The organism is Vibrio barjaei (genome assembly GCF_001639065.2).
Lineage (GTDB): Bacteria > Pseudomonadota > Gammaproteobacteria > Enterobacterales > Vibrionaceae > Vibrio > Vibrio barjaei.
The window spans coordinates 436251-457652 of sequence record NZ_LQXO02000053.1 but is presented as its reverse complement, the minus strand read 5'-3'; the positions used below and the strand labels follow the sequence as shown (position 1 = coordinate 457652).

At 44.3% G+C, this 21402-nt stretch carries 19 protein-coding genes; 14 read left to right on the top strand and 5 right to left on the bottom strand.

Going from position 1 to position 21402, the window contains the following annotated elements; translation table 11 throughout:
• The first annotated feature begins 121 nt into the window (after window positions 1-121).
• The 8 genes from AWH66_RS22635 (at window position 122) to AWH66_RS22600 (ending at window position 9929) form a co-directional block, all read left to right on the top strand.
• Window positions 122-2377 carry a multiheme c-type cytochrome gene (locus AWH66_RS22635; RefSeq protein WP_063603348.1) on the top strand — a complete coding sequence of 752 codons (2256 nt, stop codon included), beginning with the start codon at window positions 122-124 and terminating at the stop codon, window positions 2375-2377.
• A gap of 103 nt (window positions 2378-2480) precedes the next feature.
• Window positions 2481-3470: an AAA family ATPase gene (locus AWH66_RS22630; protein WP_063603349.1), complete on the top strand. Its 990-nt coding sequence runs from the start codon at window positions 2481-2483 to the stop codon at window positions 3468-3470.
• A 17-nt stretch (window positions 3471-3487) separates the two neighbouring features.
• On the top strand, window positions 3488-4447 hold the full coding sequence (locus tag AWH66_RS22625; protein WP_063603350.1) for a DUF58 domain-containing protein: 960 nt from the start codon (window positions 3488-3490) through the stop codon (window positions 4445-4447).
• Window positions 4444-5001 carry a DUF4381 family protein gene (locus AWH66_RS22620; RefSeq protein WP_063603351.1) on the top strand — a complete coding sequence of 186 codons (558 nt, stop codon included), beginning with the start codon at window positions 4444-4446 and terminating at the stop codon, window positions 4999-5001. The genes AWH66_RS22625 and AWH66_RS22620 overlap by 4 nt, the downstream gene beginning before the upstream one ends.
• The gene (locus tag AWH66_RS22615; protein WP_063603352.1) at window positions 4998-6038 is read left to right on the top strand and encodes a vWA domain-containing protein; all 1041 of its coding nucleotides are present in this window, start codon (window positions 4998-5000) and stop codon (window positions 6036-6038) included. The genes AWH66_RS22620 and AWH66_RS22615 overlap by 4 nt, the downstream gene beginning before the upstream one ends.
• Window positions 6038-7726, top strand: a complete 1689-nt coding sequence (locus tag AWH66_RS22610) for a vWA domain-containing protein (protein WP_063603353.1) — start codon at window positions 6038-6040, stop codon at window positions 7724-7726. The genes AWH66_RS22615 and AWH66_RS22610 overlap by 1 nt, the downstream gene beginning before the upstream one ends.
• Window positions 7723-8997, top strand: coding sequence for a BatD family protein (locus AWH66_RS22605; protein ID WP_063603354.1), 1275 nt, complete (start codon window positions 7723-7725; stop codon window positions 8995-8997). Before AWH66_RS22610 ends, AWH66_RS22605 begins: the two co-directional genes overlap by 4 nt.
• A gap of 26 nt (window positions 8998-9023) precedes the next feature.
• Window positions 9024-9929 carry a LysR family transcriptional regulator gene (locus tag AWH66_RS22600; RefSeq protein WP_063603355.1) on the top strand — a complete coding sequence of 302 codons (906 nt, stop codon included), beginning with the start codon at window positions 9024-9026 and terminating at the stop codon, window positions 9927-9929.
• Between the two features lie 7 nt (window positions 9930-9936).
• On the opposite strand, the gene AWH66_RS22595 is transcribed toward AWH66_RS22600, so the two are convergent.
• The 4 genes from AWH66_RS22595 to AWH66_RS22580 form a co-directional block, all read right to left on the bottom strand.
• The gene (locus AWH66_RS22595; RefSeq protein WP_063603356.1) at window positions 9937-10887 is read right to left on the bottom strand and encodes a LysR family transcriptional regulator; all 951 of its coding nucleotides are present in this window, start codon (window positions 10885-10887) and stop codon (window positions 9937-9939) included.
• 92 nt (window positions 10888-10979) lie between these two features.
• Window positions 10980-12098 (bottom strand): bacteriohemerythrin, encoded by a 1119-nt coding sequence (locus AWH66_RS22590; RefSeq protein WP_063603357.1) that lies wholly within the window; start codon window positions 12096-12098, stop codon window positions 10980-10982.
• Window positions 12099-12349: 251 nt separating this feature from the next.
• Window positions 12350-14059, bottom strand: a complete 1710-nt coding sequence (locus AWH66_RS22585) for an alkaline phosphatase family protein (RefSeq protein ID WP_063603358.1) — start codon at window positions 14057-14059, stop codon at window positions 12350-12352.
• A gap of 28 nt (window positions 14060-14087) precedes the next feature.
• On the bottom strand, window positions 14088-14897 hold the full coding sequence (locus AWH66_RS22580) for a formylglycine-generating enzyme family protein (protein ID WP_063603359.1): 810 nt from the start codon (window positions 14895-14897) through the stop codon (window positions 14088-14090).
• Between the two features lie 207 nt (window positions 14898-15104).
• Here AWH66_RS22580 and AWH66_RS22575 point away from each other — a divergent pair, with 207 nt between their 5' ends.
• From AWH66_RS22575 to AWH66_RS25775, 4 genes are all read left to right on the top strand, one after another.
• Window positions 15105-16412 carry an anaerobic sulfatase maturase gene (locus AWH66_RS22575; protein WP_063603723.1) on the top strand — a complete coding sequence of 436 codons (1308 nt, stop codon included), beginning with the start codon at window positions 15105-15107 and terminating at the stop codon, window positions 16410-16412.
• Between the two features lie 10 nt (window positions 16413-16422).
• Window positions 16423-17457 carry a tetratricopeptide repeat protein gene (locus AWH66_RS22570; protein ID WP_063603360.1) on the top strand — a complete coding sequence of 345 codons (1035 nt, stop codon included), beginning with the start codon at window positions 16423-16425 and terminating at the stop codon, window positions 17455-17457.
• A 120-nt stretch (window positions 17458-17577) separates the two neighbouring features.
• Entirely contained in the window at window positions 17578-18804 is a 1227-nt protein-coding gene (gene gltS, locus AWH66_RS22565) for a sodium/glutamate symporter (RefSeq protein ID WP_063603361.1), read from the top strand.
• A gap of 78 nt (window positions 18805-18882) precedes the next feature.
• The gene (locus tag AWH66_RS25775; protein ID WP_143081561.1) at window positions 18883-19122 is read left to right on the top strand and encodes a hypothetical protein; all 240 of its coding nucleotides are present in this window, start codon (window positions 18883-18885) and stop codon (window positions 19120-19122) included.
• Between the two features lie 24 nt (window positions 19123-19146).
• Here the strand turns inward: AWH66_RS25775 and AWH66_RS22560 are convergent, their stop codons facing one another.
• The gene (locus tag AWH66_RS22560; protein WP_063603362.1) at window positions 19147-19719 is read right to left on the bottom strand and encodes a TetR/AcrR family transcriptional regulator; all 573 of its coding nucleotides are present in this window, start codon (window positions 19717-19719) and stop codon (window positions 19147-19149) included.
• Between the two features lie 117 nt (window positions 19720-19836).
• Here AWH66_RS22560 and AWH66_RS22555 point away from each other — a divergent pair, with 117 nt between their 5' ends.
• Window positions 19837-20454, top strand: coding sequence for a glutathione binding-like protein (locus AWH66_RS22555; protein WP_063603363.1), 618 nt, complete (start codon window positions 19837-19839; stop codon window positions 20452-20454).
• 162 nt (window positions 20455-20616) lie between these two features.
• The gene (locus AWH66_RS22550; protein WP_063603364.1) at window positions 20617-21291 is read left to right on the top strand and encodes a type 1 glutamine amidotransferase domain-containing protein; all 675 of its coding nucleotides are present in this window, start codon (window positions 20617-20619) and stop codon (window positions 21289-21291) included.
• The last annotated feature ends 111 nt before the right edge of the window (window positions 21292-21402 follow it).

The following is a 21402-nucleotide window of genomic DNA, read 5'->3' as shown; positions in this document are numbered from 1 at the left end:
CTTTGCTAACTCGCTCACCCAATTGGCTTTTATCTTTTAAGAACACCTTGCGCCTATGACTAGGTAGTCTATTGTTATTATTGAAATAACAATAACTTGCACGTGTTAGAAGGGAAGCTAAATGGGTGTGGTGGTAAGGGTTTTATTAGCACTAGTTAGTGTCGGTTTCACATCGTCGTCAGTAAGCTCTGAACTTGAAGAGGCTTCCTTTGTTGGTAGTGATACTTGTATTGAATGTCATACTAAAGAAGTTGACTCTTGGACGGGCTCTGACCATGAGCGGGCCATGGATCACGCGACATCGGAGAGTGTTCTCGCAGATTTCAATAATGTTCAGTTTGAACATCAAGGGAAAACGAATCGTTTCTATAAGAAAGACGACGAGTTTTGGGTAAATATTCAGGGACCTGACGGTGACTTCCACGCCTATCAAATTCTTTACACTTTCGGTCATTATCCACTTCAGCAATACATGGTCCAGTTTGATGACGGTCGTGTACAGCTGATTCCTTTTACATGGGATTCGAGAGACAAGAAGTCAGGTGGACAAAGGTGGTACCATCTCTACCCAGATACCACGCCAAACGATGAGTTTTATTGGACCAACTCTGGTCAAAATTGGAACTTCATGTGCGCAGATTGCCATTCTACAAACTTACGCAAAGGCTACGACAAAACCACCAATCAATATCAAACCACTTGGTCTGAGATTAATGTGGGGTGTGAAGCCTGTCATGGTCCAGCTAGTGTACATTTAGAGCTTGCAAAGCAAGGCAACGAGGGGCGCCTTAGGACTGTTGACCATTACGGTTTCAATCGTGATCTATCTCAAGCGGTGACAAGTTGGGTATTCAAACAAGGGAAGTCGACGTTACAGCCTAGTGATATTAAATCGACCCAACAGGTGAAAGTGTGTGCTCAGTGTCATAGTCGACGTGTTCAGCTCACTGAAGACTACGATCATGTACAAGGCGAAATTTTGGACCGTTACTTGGTTTCCAACCTTACTCAAGAACTTTATCACGCCGATGGTCAAATCTACGATGAAGTGTATGTGCTTGGCTCATTCGAACAATCGAAAATGGCTCAGATGGGCGTCACGTGTACCAATTGTCATGAGCCACATACAGCCAAGCTTAAAATCCCAGAGGAAAGTGTTTGCTTACAATGTCACATCGCGTCTGAATATAGCTCGGAAAATCATACATTCCATCAGAAAGGCAGTGAAGCAGACAAGTGTACGACTTGTCACATGCCTGAAACTACTTATATGGAAGTCGACCCAAGAAGAGACCACAGTTGGCACGTTCCTCGTCCAGACCTCACACAACATATCAAAACGCCCAATGTCTGTACGACATGTCATGAAAGTGAGTCACCTGAGTGGGCTAGTAAAGCGCTTGCGGCGTGGTTCCCTGAGTCTAAATATCAAAACAGCCAGCATTATGGAATTGCCTTCTATGCAAGCGCTATAGGACACCGCGCTACGGCGGATGCCTTATCGTACATTGCGCAAGATAACACTGAAGCTTCCATTGTAAGAGCGTCAGCGTTGCAACGTTTAGCCAATTATCCTGGCCAAAATAGTTTGATAGCGCTCGGGCGTGCTGTAAAAAACAGCGATGCTATGGTTCGGGTGGGGGCGATCCAAGGCAGTGAACGTTATCCTTCACACCAACGTTGGCAAATTATCTCGCCGTTATTGACTGATTCAATACTAGCTGTTCGAATTGAAGCCGCTGGCGCGTTAGCGCGTTATTGGCAGGAGCTAAATCCTCTTCAAAAAGATCAACTAATGCCTGCGTTAAAAGAATATATAGCAGTACAAGAGTTTAACTCTGACAGAGGTTTTGGTCGCACCAATCTAGGTAACGTGTATGCCGCTCAAGGTAAGACAAAGCTGGCCATTACAGAGTACGAAGGTGCCATTCTTGTTGAACCATACTTTGCCAATAGTTATATCAACCTAGCGGACCTTTATCGTTCTCAGGGTCAAGAGACATTAACCGAGCAGACTCTACAGTTGGGTATCAAAAATCAGCCGAACTCAGCGGCAATTCGTTACAGTGCCGCGCTTTCCAAACTAAGACAGGGTGAAAAACTGGCAGCGTCTGACTTATTAAAACAAGCGGTAGACCTAGAACATGACAATGCCCAGTACTGGTACGTTTATGGTCTATCGATGGAGTCAATTAATCTAGGACAGGCAATTTCTGCTCTGAACCAAGCGTTCAAGCTCAGTCGAAATCCAGAACAGTTATACGCACAATGTGACATGTTGTTGAAATACCAAAAGCCTGAATCGAAAGCTTGCTTGCAGCAATTGTCGCAATTCGCACCTAAGGAAGTAATAGAGCAACTACAATCACGTTATTAAAGTGCGATGAGCATTATCAATATAACTAAAAGTTATGACCGCTAAAGATAGTATGAAAGTATGTGTTATCGCCTAAATTAAGTGTAGCTGGAAGGGTAAACGAATGAATCAAGCACAAACAGAGCTTAATCGCCTAATATCTGAAGTTGGTGAGTCAGTGATCGGACAACAGCATGTGGTTACTGCACTGGTGGTTGGGCTTATTACTAATGGTCATATTCTTCTAGAAGGTTTACCAGGTACGGCTAAAACGCGCTCTATCAAAGCCTTAGCGGACCGTCTACACACAAGTTTTGGTCGTATTCAGTTTACCCCTGATTTGTTGCCTTCCGACGTGACAGGCACCGAAATCTATCAAGATGTGGATGGGAAACCTCAGCTACATTTTCAATCTGGACCTATTTTCAACAGCATCGTGTTGGCGGATGAGATCAATCGAGCTCCTGCTAAGGTTCAAGCCGCCTTATTGGAAGCAATGGCAGAAGGCACGGTCACCGTGGGTGGCGAAAGCCACTCTCTCCCAGAACTCTTTATGGTGTTAGCGACACAAAACCCTATCGAGCAAGAAGGGACTTATCCATTGCCTGAAGCACAAATGGATCGCTTTATCATGAAAGTGACTGTTGATTATCCAGAAGATGAAGCCGAAAAAGACATCATTCGCCTAGTTCGTGATGAAGAACTGGGAGCACGTTCGAACACAACAAAGAACAATGACTCTGAATCGTCCATCTCGCCGGAGTCGGTGTTTCTTGCTCGTGAAGAAATGGCAAAGATAGAAGTATCTGACATTGTTGAAAACTACATTGTTGGTTTAGTGATGGCGACTAGACAGCCGCAACGTTACCCAGACTCTTCGTTACAAGATTGGATTCTAGTAGGCGCTTCGCCCCGTGCCTCTATCGCTCTCGATAAATGCAGTCGAGCCTATGCGTGGTTGCAAGGCCGCTCTCACGTTGAGCCGGATGATGTTCGTGCTGTGGCGCATATGGTATTGAGTCATCGGGTTGCGCTGTCATATAACGCGCTCGCAGAGCAAATCACTCAGAGGGAGGTCGTCGACCGTCTGTTGGATGTTGTGGCTATTGGCTAACCGCAGAGGTAGATAATATGGCTCACAATACCGATGCGTCGCTCGATACTCGCATTTATACTCCATACTCCAGATTGGTGAAACTGCAATCGCAAGTTCAAGCTTTCTCACTATTGCCACACTTAATGGCGCAGTCGGCAATGTCTGGCAGACACAGTTCTCCGTTTCGCGGTCGTGGTCTTAACTTCGAAGAATTGCGCCATTACCAGCTTGGTGATGACATTCGTAACCTCGATTGGAAGGTCACAATGCGTACTGGTAAACCGCATGTCAGAACCTATACCGAAGAGAAAGATCGTAACTTTATTCTGTGTATTGACCAGCGAAGCGGGATGTATTTTTCGTCAGTCGATACGATGAAATCAGTCGTTGCAGCTGAAGTTGGCGCACTCGCTGCTTGGCGAATCATAAAAGATAACGACCGTGTGGGTTTTATCATTAATCATAGTGACCACATCGAGTACATAAAACCACAGCGCTCGCAAAATCATCTGCTACACGGACTTAAGCGCTTGTGTCACGCAAATCAATCCCTTGGTTTACACAGTGAAGACGGTGACAACGTAGGCTTTGCAGCGACCATATCTATGCTTGGTAATCTGGGGTTAAAAAACGCCACCGTAGTTTTTATATCGGATTGGTCAGATGCTACAGAGCATGATATTGACCGACTGAAATACCTACAACAGCACAATGACATCCTCAGCGTAATCATCTCGGACCCACTAGAGCGTCGACTACCTGACGAGATTCTTGATGCGTCAACGTTAGTATTTGGCGACGGTAAGTATCAGTTAAGTGTGACAGAGAAACACAAACTCAATGCCGCCAATGCTGGTTTGGCAGCGCAATCTCAAAGCAAACTGGAAAGCTTACGCCAGCTTATGTCGATCAAAAAATTACCTGTGATTGAACTGACGACCGATGGTGACCACATTGCCAGGTTTAAACGAGCTGTAGGAGGGTTTAGCTCATGACTCAACCTGCACCTAGCTCTTACATTTTGCGTAACATGCTCGAAGTGCCTAATCCTGATTCTGTTAGTTGGTTGCCACAAACCATTGGATGGCAACTTATCGGATTACTCATCGTTCTACTCATTGGCGTTAAACTTTTTCGCGGCTATTGTCGCCATTCTATGCTTCGTTACCGAAGAGAAGCGCTGGACGTACTGCAAAGCAACAAAACATCACAACAGCGCGACCAGATGTGTTACGACGTTCTAAAAAGTGTCACGCAGTACCTTAAAATCTCTGAATCTCAGCAATATGGAACAGCATGGATAGAGCAATTGAACCGCTATGTCAGTCCTGATGCTCAATTTAATATCGAGTTGGGTGGAAAATGGTTACGCACTTTACTGAGTTCAAAAGTGACACTAGACGCTTCGGAATCAGAACATATTTATCAACAAGTACATAGGTGGATTGAACATCACCCCGTACCTAATTGGCTTAAACAGTATTGGCAGGCAAAACAAGTGATTGCTCGCAGTCTTAGTAGAATGGGTATTAAAGGAGGCCAGCGATGAGTTGGTCTACCTTAACATTGACGTATCCATTGTGGCTTTTGCTTCTGCCGCTGCCAGTGGTTGTCTATCGATTTGTGCCTGCATATAAGACCAAGCTAAGTGCTATCAAAGTCCCTTTCTTTAATAAGTTGCTGGATATTTTGGGTGAGCAGCCAGAACTTGGTGCCAGCCAATTGCAACCCTCTTGGTGGCAACGTGGAATACTGATCGTTTCATGGTGCTTATTGGTTATTGCAATGACCAAACCTACGGTATTGGGCGAGCCACAAACGAGAGAGAAGCTTGGTCGAGATGTGATGGTCGCGGTTGATTTATCGGGCTCTATGTCTGAGATGGATTTCTCTTCGTCAGATGGCGAAGCGGTCTCAAGGCTTGATGCTGTCAAAAGTGTCTTGCATGAGTTCGTTGCAACGCGAGAAGGTGACCGACTCGGTCTGATACTGTTTGGTGATGCGGCTTATCTTCAAACGCCTTTCACCGCGGATCACGATGTCTGGCTTGCGTTACTTGATCAGACTGAAGTTGCGATGGCAGGGCAGAGCACGCATCTAGGTGATGCGATAGGTCTCGCGATTAAGGTATTTGAACAATCTGAATCGTCAAAAGACAAAGAGAAAGTAGTCGTGGTACTGACCGATGGTAATGACACTGGCAGTTTTGTAGAACCTAAAGATGCAGCTATTGTCGCGGCGGCAAAAGGTGTGCGTATTCACGTGATTGCGATGGGCGATCCCGCCACCATCGGTGAGCAGGCGTTGGATATGGCCACGATCGATAATATTGCTAGCCAATCAGGTGGTCAGGCATTTCAGGCTCTAGACCAAGAAGCACTTCAGCAAGCGTACCAAACGATTGGTGAGTTAGAACCGAAGTTGTACGAAAGTACTCAATACCGGCCTAAACAAACCGTGCACCAGTATTTATTGATGGTAGTAGTCATCTTGTATTTGATTGCCTTTTCAACTGCAACGCTACGTCGTCGGTATGGTCAACCTCGCGAACTCAACGAGACCAATCAAACAGGGAGAAACATCTAATGAACTCCCTAGTCGTCGAGCAAATTATTTCTCAGTTCCATTTTATGCGTCCCTATTGGTTGCTTGCTTTTGTGCCATTAGCCTTGCTGTTGCTACTTCGTTGGCGCAGAGAGTCATCTGCTGCTTGGAAAACCATCATTCCTGAGCATTTGCAAAAGGCGTTGGTTATTGGCGAGCAAGGGTGGAAAAGCCAACTACCACTTAAACTCCTTAGTGCGATTCTTGGATTAGCTATTATTGTTTGCGCCGGGCCAACTTGGCAGCGTGAAGCCTCACCATTTGGTGAGGATCAAGGCGAGTTAGTGATAGTGCTCGATACCAGTCAATCGATGATGCAAAGTGATCTTCCGCCTTCTCGACTTGAGCGTGCCAAGTACAAAATTCGTGACTTACTGCAAGTTCGTCAAGGTGGAAAAACATCGCTTATTGTATTTGCTGGCAGTGCTCATACCGCGATGCCAATGACACAAGATAATCAGGTGTTCTTACCATTCTTAAACGCTATTTCACCAGAAGTGATTCCTGTCCTGGGTAAAAGTGCCCAAGCCGCTATCCCTCAAATACAGTCACAGATAAAAGACAGTTCGTCGGGTTCAGTGCTCATTATTTCTGATGGTATAGCGTCAGAGGCGATTGAACAGTATAAGGCGGCGTTTGAAGGCTCAAACGTGCTCGTCATGGTGATGGCGGTAGGTAGTGAACGCAACCAATCAAGCGCGGCAACAGATTGGGATAGCCTTAAGCAGCTTGCTAATGAAACTGGAGGAAGGTACTACGAGGTAAGTCTGGATAACGCAGATGTTGAGCAAATTGCTACCGATGTAGAAAGGCACATGCAAATCTCGGGAGAGTCGGCTATGCCTTGGCGTGATATGGGCTACTATCTGGTCTTTCCAATTATGTTGCTTGCTTTGCTTTGGTTCAGAAAGGGTTGGTTGGTGCAGTGGATGTTCATTGCAACCTTGTTAAGTCCAAATCTTATGGTTTCGGAAGCACAAGCAGAAACGGTGTCGTCGGTGGCAAGAACCGAGACAGCAGCGCAACCTGTGTCACAAGTGGAACAATTCTGGATCTCAACGAAACAAGAGTGGATGAATCTTTGGCTGACACCCGAGCAACAAGGTCAGTGGTACTTTGAGCGTGGAGAGTTTATAAAAGCGGCGCAGCATTATCAAGAGCCAATGAATAAAGGCATTGCCTATTACTACGGCCGCGATTTTAAGTCGGCACAAGCACAGTTTTTGCAAGTTCAGAACAACGAACTAAGTACCCTATATCTGGGTAATGCATTAGCAAGACAACGAGAATATTTGGCGGCAAGAAATCTATATCGATCACTTGCTAAGGACGCACAATCTGCTGATATTGCAGAAAAAGCGACGCATAACTATCAGGTGATGCAATCACTTGTTGACGAAATAAACCGTTTCAGTGAAAGCCAGCAAGGGACCACAGATGGGCCTGAAGAATCTATAGAACTGGGTGATAATCCTCAAACGGCAGATGGTGCTGATGAAACGACGACCGCGGAAATGATGCTAAAAGAGACGCTCAATGCACGAGAAATCCTCGGAAGTGAAGAACTTGCTGATAAATGGCTAAGCCGAGTGGAAGCCGATCCAAAAAACTTCTTACGCAATAAATTCCAGATTCAACTGCGCGATACTCAGAGAGGTCAAACTCAATGATTTTTCGACTTTGCTATGTAAAACAATTGAATCCAAAACGATTGAGCTTATTGCTTATTAGCACGTTCTTACTGATGTTCTCTGTACAATCGAATGCGACTATGACGCTCAATGAACTTGAGCGTGCAGGAGGCGTAGAAATCAAATCGTGGCTCAGCAAAGGCGCAGCCGCGGCTGAACCTGCTGCCATTAGAGAACAGGTAATCTTGTACATTGAGGTATCGACACCTCGTTGGTTTACAGGTGGTACTCGTATTTCAGCGTTTGGCATGCCCGATCTTATTGTCAAACAGCGAAACCAGCTGGCGACCAATTATACTGAGAGAAAAAATGGCCAAACATGGTCTCGTCAGCGTTGGGAGATTACATTATACCCTCAGCAAAGTGGTGAATATCGTTTACCCAAAGTGCCGGTTAGAATTCAGGTTTCAGCACCTGATGGGACTAACGTACAAGGTACACTCTATACCAAACCGATGTCGCTATTTACTCAACTTCCAGATGCGTCCTTTACTCCAAACAAGCCTTGGTTTGTTGCCAGTAACGTCAAGGTTTCGGAAGATTGGCAGCAATCATCTGAGAAGTTGGAAGCAGGAGATAGCGTGACAAGAAAAGTAACCATTAAGGCCGATGATACGTTATCCATATTATTACCTCCATTAGACAACGAACAATCCATCGTTGGCACTAAATCTTACCCAAAACCAAGTGTGCTGACTGATAGTCAGACTCGTGGAAACTATCAATCGACCCGACTCGATGAGACGGTGTATGTACTGACAACAGGTGGTGAGGTCACGTTTCCTCAGCAAACGATTCGTTGGTGGGATAGCGAGTCACAATCTGTCAAAGAAGTAACACTAGCGACTAAAAAAATAACCGTTGCTCACACTTGGCGATCTTTATTGAATACCTATTGGTCTCAGATAGCTATACTAATTAGTGCCTCTATTGTATTGATTGGCTTGATGATATTTGTAAGTCGTTACTATAAGCATCACCCTAAACCGCCTTGGTGGCTGTTCCAACAAGCCGTAAGACGACAAGACTGGCCTAAGGTGAGAATGTTACTTTATCTGAAAGGTCGAAAGCGCACCGCCAATCTAGAGCTAAAGCGAATGAATGATGGTAATAAGTGGCAAGAGGCGAGTGAGTACGTTCAGAGGCATACGCCAACCAAAGAAAACAGCTGCTGGCTTTGGCGTCATTTGAAAAGTAGCAAAGAACAACAGCGCGTAAGTGACTTAAAAGGCCTTGATAAATGGCGCTGAGCACCGTGCGTTAAGTTAAGGTAATAATGAAAAATACTGAGCTAAACCTAATTCCCGTATTCGTTGCCATCTATGAAGAGCAAAGCCTTTCTAGTGCGGCTTCAAGGTTGGGAATTAGTCAGCCTGCCGTCAGCAAAGCTTTAAAGCGATTAAGAGAAATCTACGATGACTCGCTATTTCATCGTAACGCAAGTGGTGTAGAGCCGACCACGTTTGCCAATGATATCTATCCGGCACTGGCAACCTCTTTAAAGAACTTTACGTCAACACTAGAAGCTTCTCGAGACTTTAACCCGAAGACATCGACCAAGACATTCTCGATAGCCTCAGTGTCCGCTGCCAATTATGCGATATTGCCAGAGCTGTTGGTTCGTATCTCTAAAATTGCCCCCAAAGTATCTCTAGAAGTTCATCCTTTGTTTACTGAAGACCATGAGTCTGATTTGCGTCTGCAGCGATACGATTTGGTCATTGATAGAACTCGAAGTGAAACTCCAACGTTGAAAGTTAGGGAGATTTTCCGGGAAAAACTGTATGTGGTAGTCGCAAATAACCACCCACGTATAACCGGAGAGACGATTACTACCGAGCAATATTTAGCGGAGCAGCATGTGGTGATGTCTCAATGGCAGACACGTAAAAGCTTCTTTAATGAGAAGGACTTCCCAGAATTCGGCAAACGTAAAATTATGTACCGAGCGGCGGGTGAGGTAGATATGTTGCCAGCGATTAGCCAAACTGACGCAATAGGTATTATTACCCACTCAACATTCAATAAGTTTGCTGTTGGGTTAGATGTTAAGGCATTGATGATGCCATTTGGCGCGTCGGATTATGGACTAAGCATGGTTTGGCATCCGAGTCGCAACTCGGATGCGGCGCACCAATGGCTAAGGCAACAAATTATTAAGATTGCCTCTCAAGTTAATTAATCTAAGGTCATTGTTTGTACATATGCTGATAATCAGGAATATGGGCTTCCCAGCGAGCTGGCTCTCCAATGTAGCTCTTCAATTGATTAATAAACTCGGAAACAAGCAAGGTTTGTTTCCGATGTGGATAAATAGCGTAAATCCCTGTGTCCTGAGTAGATAGGGTATAGTCGGTGAGCAATGGCACTAACCCTAATTCATCGATTGGTTTTTCCAAATTAAACAGGTCAATAACGCAATAACCAATTCCATTCTGCGTTGCAGACATCATGGTTCGAACGTCGTTGACCTTATAGTTACCCTGCATTTTGTAGCTAGTCATTTCTTTGCATCCTGGTGTTCTGCTCATTTTAAAACTATCAAGGCATACATCGCCGTTATTGTAGATGACGGCGGGTAGGGTAATGAGTTCTTCCGGTGTTTGTGGCGTCCCATGTTGCTCAAGGAACTCTTTAGAGGCGACGATGGCAAAGTTAGTCTTAGCCAGTTTTTTAGCAATTAAGTTTGAATCCGTTAGCTTGCCCATCCGAATGGCTAGATCAAAGTGATCGGCAATGATATCGGTTTTTCTGTCGTCCAAATGCAAAGTTACTTGAACGTTTGGATACTTTCTCATAAAGCAGCTAATAACGGGTTGAACATATTGCTGTCCTAAGAACACCGCGGAGACAATCCGTATTATACCTTTTGGCTCAGAATGGTAAGAATCAGCAATTCCCTTTATGTTATCCAACGATTCTAACAACACATGAGTTTCAGCAAGAATATCTTCCCCTGCCGAGGTAAGAAAAAACGAACGAGTAGAGCGGTTGAGCAACTGCACGCCCAATGTCTCCTCGAGCTTTTTTATCTGCTTTGATAGTGAGGAGTTATCCATATTGTTAAGCGTCGCAGCTTTGGCGAATGAACCTTGCTGGACGACATCCACGAAGAGCCGAAGCTGATGAGTAATAGACATGTTAGCCAATTTATCTGTAGGGAACAGCCTTCATACTAGTGGACTCGTTTCAAGATTGGAAGATACCCCCATAAGGTTTGAAAACGGGGACACTACTCCAAAACTGAGAGTACGCAGTTTCGACCTTGCTCTTTTGCTTTGTAGAGAAGTTGATCGGCCCGCTCCATAAAGTACATGAAATCTTCGTTTTCTTCGGGGATGTGTGTGAATACCCCGATGGATGTTGTGATAGCGCTGGAACTTGACGAATCAATTAGACATTGTTGTTCGAGCGAACTTCTCACTTGTTCTGAAATTTCAATTACTTGTTGATGTTCAGCGCAGCAAACAACCACCAAGAATTCATCGCCGCCCATCCTAAAGATAAAATCGTTCTTGCGGCAGAACATTGATGTTAATACGTGACTAAAGTGAATGATGGCTTCGTCCCCTCTAGCATGTCCGAGCGTGTCGTTTAGATGCTTGAAATTGTCGAGGTCGAGAGATATAAAGCTTAAATAGCTATTCTCTACTTTCGCTCTTAACAAGGCTTCTTGTGTCATCATCATAAAGTATCGGCGATTGAACAAACCAGATAACTCGTCGGTGACTGCCAGTTGCTGGAGTTTGTCATTGAGCGCTTTTAGTTCTTTCTCGGCAACGATGCGACGATTCTTCTCTCTAATGAGCTCAATCGCATGAGAGGAGAGCTCAAAGTACATATTTAAAATAGTGTCAGTGAGCGTTCCATGTTCCCCAACGAGGGCGGCTTCGGCTTCTATTTTTGCTTGATTTAAGTCGAGGGTACCCTTTGAAAGCGCGTTTAGCACCAAGCCCATTTTTTTGTCTTCATTGAGAATGTGCAGTAGCAGCCAGCGAATAAGAAAGTGCAGAATTTGCTCGGTCGCTTCATGCCAGCCTACACTCTTCGTACTACGTTGTAGCCTAATAATCTCTGGCACGAAGGACTCGTGGTTACCTTTATGAAGTTCACTCCAAGAATCTTGCTCAAAGTATTGCTGCCAAACACGCTCTTCTTCCGCGAAATGGTAGCGAGCATAGTCAGCCAGTTCATCAAAAATGGTAGAAACGTGAAGCTGGTTATCGTAGACCAAGGCATTAGCGAGTTTGTTGATCAACGAAAATAGGTTTTTGTGTTGCTCGTCAATACTGGCTATTCCGGTTTCGAAATTGGTATTCCAAGGAAAAAGCTCGATTTGGTTGCTAGGCATCAATGGGCTATCTGTGATGACAAGTGATGCACGATGGTATCGAAATTGCCCAAGCCAAAAAAGCCAAAGAGCGCGAAAATGGACTAATTGGTCATTAAATCAGCGTGTTAGAAGCAGCTTTCTGAATGGAATGATGGTGTTTTGAACATCAAATATGGAGAAAACTTCATGTTTTCCTACATGATTTTAGTGTGTTCGAGGAGAGAATTGTGACCAAGAGAGCGTAATGCTCTCTTGGTGGTCAAGATAAGTTAATCTTGAAACACTTCTTCTAATAAGACGCCTGTGGCACCGCTTGGTGCACTAACGTCTAAATATCCAGATAGTGTTGGCGCGATATCATAAGGTGTGACAGGGCGCGTAACAGTTTGGGGCTTGAGGTTATGCCCAGCAAAGATGACTGGAACGTGCGTATCGTAGCGCCATGGTGAACCATGCGTTGACGCAATAGTGAGTCCATCCATATTATTAATATAGGTACGAGGACCAAATACCATATAGACGTCGCCAGAGCGAAGAGGGTGATAGTTGTTGCGAATCAACTCATTAACTCGTGAATCCGCGACTCGATTGTTAGCGATATCCTCACTGGTTACTGCAGTAGCCACCCCTTTTACTTTCATTACTTCTTCAGCAATAACTTTTTGCACATCTCTGAGTGATACTTTTTTAGCAGCAATGAGTTCGTGATCGAGGTAAATATACGGCTGTGCGTAAAGCTTAATGACGTCTTTTTCCAGACCAAATTCGTTTTTAAGTCGTGTCATAAGAGCGTCAGTCAGCAACGCATCTTTATTAAAGTAAAATGGTTGTCTAAAACCAAGCGTGTTTACAGTTGGAGATGCTTCGGGGACTCCGTGGTCTGCAGAGAGCACGATAAGGGTATTCTCTAAGCCAATAGAGTCGTCAACATATTTAAATAAATCAGCGAGTGTTTTGTCCAATCGAACGAGATTGTCTTCGGTTTCTAAGCTTGATGCACCATAAAGGTGAACGACGTAATCATTGGAAGAAAAGCTGATAGCCAGATAATCCGTTGCGTCTCCGCTTCCTAACTTTTCTTGCGCCAGCAGAGTCTTGGCAAAGTCAGCCGTGATCTCATCGCCAGCTGGGCTTACTGTCAACATTGTCGAGTAGTACTTATAAGAAGCTGGCCCATAAGGGTGAGGGAAGGTGCGCGCAAACCCGCCTAAATCCACTTTATGATCTTTGTTGTTTTCTTGTAGAGAGTACTGGTCTTTGGGCAGTGACAGTTCCCATCGCTGCCCTGAATACTTGGCAGGAATAGCTTTCTCATTCCAGCGGTCAACCCAAAAAGGGTTGGTGTCGTAATAATAATCACTGGTAACAAATTGAGACTGTGCTTTTGAGAACCAAAAGGCTTTACCACCATGTCCGGCAAGGGAAATTGCGCCGCGGTCTTTCACCGATACAGAGAAAACGCGAGATTGTCCATTATTGCTGATAACGAGCTCGTCACTAAATGTGGTCGAAAGAATGGGTTCAGGTGAACGACCATCGCCAGCAGCCGCTTTCTGTGTTGGGTCTATTTCAGTGGATTTATCAACACCCGCACCAGATGTTAGCATCGAATAATTAGGGTCTTCGACGTTGTAGACCAGCCTATCTAAGCTCCGGTCAAACCAAACGTTACCGACCATGCCATGCACGGCTGGTGGTGCACCTGTTGCTAGGGAAACATGACCTACGATGGTTTCGGTATTGGCATGCTGATAATTGGCGTTTTTATAGTAAACGCCTTGATCCATAAGGTATTTAAAACCATTTTCTGAGAAATTGTGTTTGTAACGCTCAATCAGATCTGCTCGCAATCCATCAACCGTTATTTGCAGCACGAGATTGGGTTTTGACTCTGTTGCTAGCGTGGCGCTAACGTTGAAACACAAAGCAACCAATAGTGACGCTGTCACAATTGATTTGCTGAATTTATTATTACGCATAATCTGTCCTTGCCGTGACGATAAAAGTTTATTTGTCTTTTGCGAGTCTAAGTCCCATATCCGACATAATGATTGATTGACTAGCAAAGTCGCGTCGGAAGTTTTCAGATTCGTTCGCGTCGTAAGAGAAACTGCCACCTCTTACAGATTTATGTGAAAGCCCTGAATCCGAATGTTTAGCGTTATTTGGGTTATCAACAGGAGAAAAACGATAGAAACCGTCGTCGAAAGCATCTTGGACAAACTCACCTACGTTTCCTGTCATATCATACAAACCTAGTTCATTAGGTTGTTTCATTCCAACTGGGTGAGCGCGATTATTAGCGTTTTCTGAGTACCACGCGACGTCATCAATGTTGTTAGAACCTGCGTAGAGATAACCTTTAGAGTGGATCCCGCCTTTCGCTGCAAACTCCCATTCGGCTTCTGTTGGTAAGCGATAGCTCTCGCCAGTCAGTTCATTGAGTTTCTCAACGAAGTAGTTGGCTTGTTGCCAGCTTAAATTGTTAACCGGCACATCAGGCGCTGCGAAGTAACTCATCGATGAACCCATAACGGACTCGAACAGTTCTTGAGTGACTTCAAACTTAGAGAGGTAGAAGCTATCGACTCGAACTGGGTGGGCCGGGCGTTCTGATTTCGCAGCGGTTTCGGAATCTGAGCCCATAGTGAACTCACCGCCTTCAACGAGAACCATATCTTGGTTGATACTCAGCGCGATAGGATGGTTGGACGGACTCGCGCAGCCAGAAAGTAGTATAGGTAGCGCAATGATGGCTAAGACAACAAAGAGTTTTGTTGTATTCCATGCCCTTTTTTCCTCTGAGTATTCAGTCATAGTTTGGCTCTGTAGTGTTAAGAAACATCTCCTCAATTTTAACGACTGCCCACTTTCTTTTTGGTTATAAGCACTATAACGCCTGCGTGTTTTGCCCTGATATAAAATGCGATGAGTCTCAACATAAAAGGTGCATGAGTTATGGTATTAAGTGTGAATTCAGCTCAGTCGATAGGCGATTCCCAAAAGACAGAGTCCTCACAGTCAATCCACTTATCGCAAGGCCCCCAATTCCAAGGGAAAGCTTCCAAAAGAATGCATGTGATGGCGAAGCCAATTGGCGCAGTGTGCAACATTGATTGCAATTATTGCTATTACCTAAGTAAACAAGACCTGTTGGAATACAAAAAAGGCTGTTCTCCGGAGATGGACGAAGCGCTGCTAGAGCAGTACATCAAAAACTACATTGAAGGACAAAATACGCCGGAAATTATCTTCTCGTGGCAGGGTGGGGAGCCAACTATGCTTGGCCTCAGTTATTTCGAAAAAGTGGTTGAACTACAAAAGAAATACCAGCCTGCAGGCATCAAGATTTCCAATGATCTACAAACCAACGGTACCTTACTTGATGATAAATGGTGTGAGTTTCTTGCTAAGAACCAATTCCTTGTGGGGTTGAGTATTGATGGTCCACAAATGTTACACGATGCTTATCGAACCAACCGTGCGGGGCGTGGCACACATAAGCAAGTGATGAAGTCGGTTGAACTGTTGCACAAATACAAGGTGAGCTTCGCAACCTTGACTTGCGTGAATAACCTCACGAGCAAGAATCCCTTAGAAGTATATCGATTTTTACGTGATGAAGTGCGTTCACCACAAATGCAATTTATTCCTATTGTTGAGCAGAAATCCTTCCGAACCACCGCACCGCAAACGTGGACATCAAATGAGCAGCTCAAGCAAGGAGACAAAAGACTGATTCCGGGTAACGCCAACTCGATTATGGAATCATGGTGCGTCTCTGATGAAGCTTGGGGCAATTTCCTTATTGCCATCTTTGATGAGTGGATTCAACGAGATATCGGCCGCGTGTTTGTTCAGTACTTTGAAGCGAGTGTGGAAACTTGGATGGGACGAAAAAACCCCTTATGCACGCTTGGGCAATTGTGTGGCAAAGGCTTGGCGATGGAGCCTAATGGTGATGTTTATAGTTGCGATCACTATGTCTATCCTGAGTACAAAATTGGCAATATCAACGAAACTAAATTGGAAACAATGGCTTATAGCCAAGCGCAACAAAATTTCGGATTCGCTAAATCTAAGACGCTAACGACACAGTGTCAGCAGTGTGATTATCAGTTTGCATGTTATGGCGAATGCCCAAAAAACCGATTCATTAAAACCCGTACAGGTGAGCCTGGTCTCAACTACCTCTGTGCAGGGTGGAAAAAGTTCTTCTCGCACGCAGATAAAGCGATTGCCTATATCTTACGTGCCACCGGTAATCCGGTAGCTCATGGAAAGTACAGCGACCAAGCCATTCGTAATGTTGGATTTGCAACCAAGTTCTAGGAGCCTACCAATGAAAAATAGACGTCTGATCGCTTTAACTGCGATGGCAACGATCTTCAGTCTTTCGGCAGTCAGTGCTGAACCACAGAAAGATCAAGTTACCAAAACCAAGCCACAAAGCGTCGTTGCTTCAACTCAAGAAAATACGGCGCAACAAATTCAGCGCTATTCCTACACGGCGCAGAATCAGTCAGAGACCGTACAACGTCGCGTTGATGCTTTGCATCAGCTTAGTCAGTTTCCAAACCAGAATGCACTGGTTGCAGTTTCAAGAGCTCTTAAAGACTCAAACTCTGATATTAGACAAGCAGCCATAGTTGGTGCCAAGCCTTATCAATTTGAATATCGATGGAAGTTGGTTGCTCCGTTGTTAAATGATGAAAGTAGTGATGTACAGTTGGCTGCTTTAGTTAATTTGATTCCTGACTACACCAATATGAATGAGCAGCAGCAAAAAGAGCTTGATAAGATTTATCCAAGCGCTATTAAACAGTTGAAGCAGCAATCTGGTAGTGAAAAGCAGTTACTTCTCGCGGATGTTTACCGTTGGCATCAAGACTTCAGCAGTGCTGAATTAATCTACCAACAGTTAATAAAGAACTCTGCAATGGCGACGCAAGTCTCTTTGAGTCTATCAGACAACTATCGAGCGCAGCAGCAAGATGAGAATGCGCTAGAAGTGTTAAATCGTGCCATTGAAGAAGACAGTACTTCAGCTCAACTATATTATTCGAAAGCGCTAACGTTAGTCAGAATAGGCAACAAGAACGAGGCGGCTAGTGCTATCGAACAGGCGACCAAGTACGCGCCTGACAACAGTTACTATTGGTATTTAAATGGCGTACTTCAAGAACCGCTTGATATAGCGAAAGCGACGGACTCGTTTGAAAAAGCGTACTTGATTTCTGGCGCGCCAGAACAGCTCTACGCGGTTTGTGACATTTATGTCCGAACTGGGCACGAGAAAGCTGACGTTTGTTTGACGGAGCTAGAAAAAGTCGCACCACCTTACGTTATTGAAGAGCTGAAGAAAAAAGGTAAGTAGGAAGCGGAAAGAACAAGTAAGTATCAGTTATCAAGGTTAAAAATCTTTTAAAAAGAGTTGGATAGCGCGGAAAATCAAGGCATTCTATTCTGTATCGTTTTCTAACAGGATGTGGAATACATGATTATTGAAGATGGCGCTGTCCATATTGATTCTTTTTTAGCTGTTACTCTGGGTATTATTGTTCTCTTTGTTGGTCGTAGACTGAATCAGGTTGTTGGATTCCTAAAAGAATTCAGCATTCCTGAACCGGTCTCTGGAGGAATCGTCTTCTCGGTTCTCTTTGCTCTGTTCTATATGGCGACCTCAATCGAGGTCAGTTTCGATCTGATGGCGCGCGATGTATTGCTTGTTTACTTCTTCACCACCATTGGTATTAACGCCAGCCTGAGTGACCTCAAAAAAGGTGGAAAACCACTCGTCATATTGTTGGCAGTGACCATTGCCTACATGATAGTCCAGAATTTAACTGGTATTACCGTTGCTACGGCTTTTGGTTTAGAACCAGTAGCAGGGCTACTCAGTGGCACCGTTTCTCTTATTGGTGGACATGGCACTGCTATCGCTTGGGCTCCAAAAATCCAGGAACAGTTTGGCTTAAATTCAGCAATGGAACTGGGTATTGCAAGTGCAACCTTTGGTCTTATCCTTGCGAGTATAATGGGCGGTCCAATTGCTAAGTTTCTTATCAAGCGATACGACCTTAAACCACAAGAGCAGCAGTCGTTAGATATCGGTGTCTCAGAAAATCAACCAGAGCCTAAAATTACCTCCTATGATTTTCTTGATGCTATGCTAGCCATTCATACCTGTATCATTGTCGGTGTGTTCTTAAATGAAGGTATTGAGCATTTAGGGTTACAGCTTCCACTTTTTGTGACCTGTCTATTTGCCGGCATCATTCTTTCTAATCTCGTGCCGCATAATTATCCGCGAATTACTGGAACCTCATGGCCTGCAAACAAACCTGCTGTTGCTTTGATTGCAGATATGTCTTTAGGAGCTTTCCTTGCGATGTCACTAATGAGCATGCAGTTATGGACATTAGTGGATTTAGCCGGACCAATTTTCGCGATTTTAGCAGCGCAATTTATTGTGGCGATATTAGTCAACCTTTTCGTGATTTTTCCAGCAATGGGCAAAAACTATGATGCAGCGGTTATTTGTTCAGGCTTTGGCGGGATTTCGTTAGGCTCTACGCCAACGGCAATGGCAAATATGTCGGCGGTTGCGCAAAAATATGGTAATTCACATCAAGCATTTATCGTTGTTCCATTGGTCTGTGCGTTTTTTATCGACCTTGCCAATGCGTTTATCATCCCGTATTTCATGGGTGTTCTTATGTAAGTTCTTTTGAACGGTATCTGATTAGAACTTAAATCTTACGCTGTATACCCTAGGTACGATGACTTAGGGGATACAGCCATGACGAATAGACAACTAAACACTCACCATCATCCACTCGATAGCACTTTAGCACAACAGCTTGCTGACAAACTCTATCAAGGTTCGAATAGACATCAGCTTTGCCGAGAGCACAGCATTTCACTGCACCAACTCAAGTCAGCGGTAAACCAAATACGCTTAAATGAATATCAAGAAATGCCTTGTAGAGACACTCAGTATCTTGAAGCCCTTTACAAACGTTCACTTAGAACACAATGACATTCAGCCAATTAAAGTTAGACGTTATTTGATTGCCTTAATTAGCATTTTGGTTGCGATATCAATGTTGTCGTAACGTTTTGCTTTTCCTAATACTCGGATACCTTGCATATGGCAGATAATGAACTGCGTAAGTGTACTTACATCTGTGTCCGATTCCAGTTCTTGGCGCTGTTTGGCGTTATTGAGTACATCTTCGATTGCCTTTTCTAATGTGTCAAATAAGGAATCACTGCGTTTGAGTACCATGGCGTTTGTAGCGGCATGTTCAACAACAGCATTTTGAATGAAGCAGCCACATGTATTGTCTTTTTGTTTCTCGGCAAAAACTATTAAGAAGTCACGGAGCGCTTCCAACCCGGAATCGGGTTCTCGAAGTGTAGCAAGCTTAGGAAACGAAATTTGCTCCAGGTAGTTGTCGAGTGCGAGATAATAAAGCGATTCTTTGTCACCAAACGTGTTGTACAGGCTAAAGCGATTGATTCCGAGAGTCTCGATAAGATCATTAATAGAGGTATTCGCATACCCTTTGCTCCAGAACAACGTCATTGCCTGCTGCAGTTTTTCTTGTTTACAGAAGTTTGCCTTTCTCGCCATCTCAATACTCTTAAACACGGTTCTAATCGTTCAATATTACAGAAAATTATTCTTGACCGATCGTTTAGTTATTTCGTAGATTATATCTGAACGATCGGTTAGATAAAAGGGATGATAATGAAACTGTACGAACAAGCGGCAACAGTAAGCTGCAAGCGACTCAATTTATTTTTGCGCGAAATTGATGCAATAGGGTTTGAGCGAGTTGAGATCAACGTTCGAGAAGGGGACAACTTAAGTGACGCCTATAAGGCAAAAAGTGCCAATGGTAAGGTGCCATTGCTAGAGCTTGATGATGGTAGCTTCTTAAGTGAAACCGTTGCTATTAGTCGGTATTTTGATGAATTGCAACCTAATGACTTGGATTTGTTTGGAGATAGCGTAGCGGCTCGTGCCAAGGTTGAAATGTGGAATCGCATCGTTGAAATCGATGGAATTCAAAACGCATTTCAAGCGTTTCGGAATACGACTGGGCTGTATAAGGACCGAGAGAATTGTATAGAGGCTTGGGGTGTAGAAGCGAAGCATCGAGTGGAGCTTTTTTTACCGAAACTTGATAAGCAACTTTCTCAATCTGATTATGTAGCGACAGAGCGTTATACCATCGCCGATATTAGTGCTTATATATTTGTTGTTGTGGCTATCAATGCACTAAAAATTGAAGTGTTAGAGTCGTACCCGCATATCAAGCGTTGGTTTGAGGTTGTGTCGTCTCGTCCTGCAATGAAAGGCTAACGCAAGTGCAAGGTTAAGGTAGTTTAGGTTGGTGTCCATCGCCTTAGGTAAGATGCCAACCTTTAGTAAACTGGAGTTTGGATTTGAAAATTCTCATAAACTCACTAGGTTTAAAAGAAAGCTCTAGTAGGAGAATTCTTAGTGAGTCAAAAGAAAATACTGATGGTAATCACGTCCCATGACCGTCTGGGCGATGTGGATGAGAAGACGGGCTTTTGGCTTGAAGAATTCGCTTCACCTTACTATGCCTTCAAGGCCGCTGGCTTACATATTACTCTTTGTTCTCCTAAGGGGGGACAACCTCCAATTGACCCCAAGAGCGCACTGCCAGAGTTTCAAACTGAGTCCACTACCAAATTTGAACAAGACCCAGTCGCGCAAACTCACCTAGCTCAAACTCTTAGGCTGGTAGAAGTTCAAGCGTCAGATTACGATGCTGTTTTTTATCCTGGTGGGCATGGACCCCTTTGGGATCTGACCTGTGACCCAGATTCTGTTTCTCTTATTGATGATTTTTTCAGTCAAGGTAAGCCCGTAGCGACAGTCTGTCATGCTTCCGGCGTTCTTATCAATGTTGTTGGAGAAGACGAGGAGCCGCTAGTAAAAGGCAAAAGAGTTACGGGTTTTAGTAATAGTGAAGAACAAGCCGTTGGTTTGAGTGACATTGTGCCATACCTTGTTGAAGAAGAACTCACCAATTGCGGAGGGCTCTATTTTAAGGGCGATGATTGGAACTGTTACGTTGAAATAGACGGGCAGTTAATCACAGGCCAAAACCCCGCAAGTTCTGCAGCAACTGCAGAAGCTGTTGTGGATTATCTTAATTCAGGGCGTTAGATATGAAGCCCAAAAATCACCGATGAAAGACTCACTACAAAGTGTGATGACGGCGAGATTGTTTGCTTTCGTTGCTCTATATCTGACGTTTTGTTGACATAGTAAATAGTG